This window comes from Vibrio sp. Y176, assembly GCF_033438945.1.
In genome coordinates, this window is the sequence record NZ_JAWOQS010000358.1 from 1 (window position 1) to 797 (window position 797).

Below are 797 nucleotides of genomic sequence, written 5' to 3' on the forward strand. Positions count from 1 at the left end.
CAACTCTCTTCTGAGCTTGGGATGACAACCATGGGTGCTCGCCAGCACCTGCAAGGTTTAGAAGATGATGGCATCCTGTCGATTCACGATGTAAAAGTCAAAGTCGGACGCCCTACTCGCCATTGGTCTTTAACCCAGAAGGGACATGAGCAATTCGCCGATCGTCATGGCGAACTCACCATCCAATTTATCGAAGCCGTGGAACACATCTTCGGTAAAGATGGCCTCGACAAAGTTACCTCCGAGCGCGAAAAACTGACTTTACAAAACTATCGCCAGCACCTCGACCAATGTGAGTCTTTAGAAAGCAAACTGGAAACTTTGGTTTTTCTGCGCGAAAAAGAAGGCTACATGGCAGAGCTTGAACAAGATGAGCACGGGTTTATCTTGATCGAGAATCACTGCCCGATTTGTAAAGCCGCCACGCGTTGCCCTAGTTTATGCAAATCTGAACTGAGTGTGTTCCAGTCCTTACTCGGAGACGACACGACCGTCGAGCGTACCGAGCATATCATTAGCGGTCAACGTCGCTGCGTTTACCGAATCCGCGCTTAGATTTCGGCCCTTTCGCTCTCTCTTATAAATGAGACAGGCCAATGATTCATCCTTTACTCTGATTCCTGTGGTGTACGCTTGTAGTATTGAACACGAGTATCCATATGGATTTGGAGAAAGGGATGAGAACTCTACATACTCACGCAACGCAAGTATTACCCTCATTTGATGAACTGGTTCAGATGGCCGAAAGCGATCCAGAAGGCTTTGAACAATTTCGCCACGAGATGGCAAAAGAAATG

General features: G+C 47.6%; 2 protein-coding genes. Both read left to right on the forward strand.

Annotated elements, in window-relative coordinates; translation table 11 throughout:
* The coding region (locus tag R7O13_RS26055; protein WP_318305098.1) for a metalloregulator ArsR/SmtB family transcription factor at window positions 1-555 on the forward strand (555 nt) is incomplete at its 5' end.
* Between the two features lie 104 nt (window positions 556-659).
* The coding region (locus tag R7O13_RS26060) for a DUF3135 domain-containing protein (RefSeq protein ID WP_318305099.1) at window positions 660-797 on the forward strand (138 nt) is incomplete at its 3' end.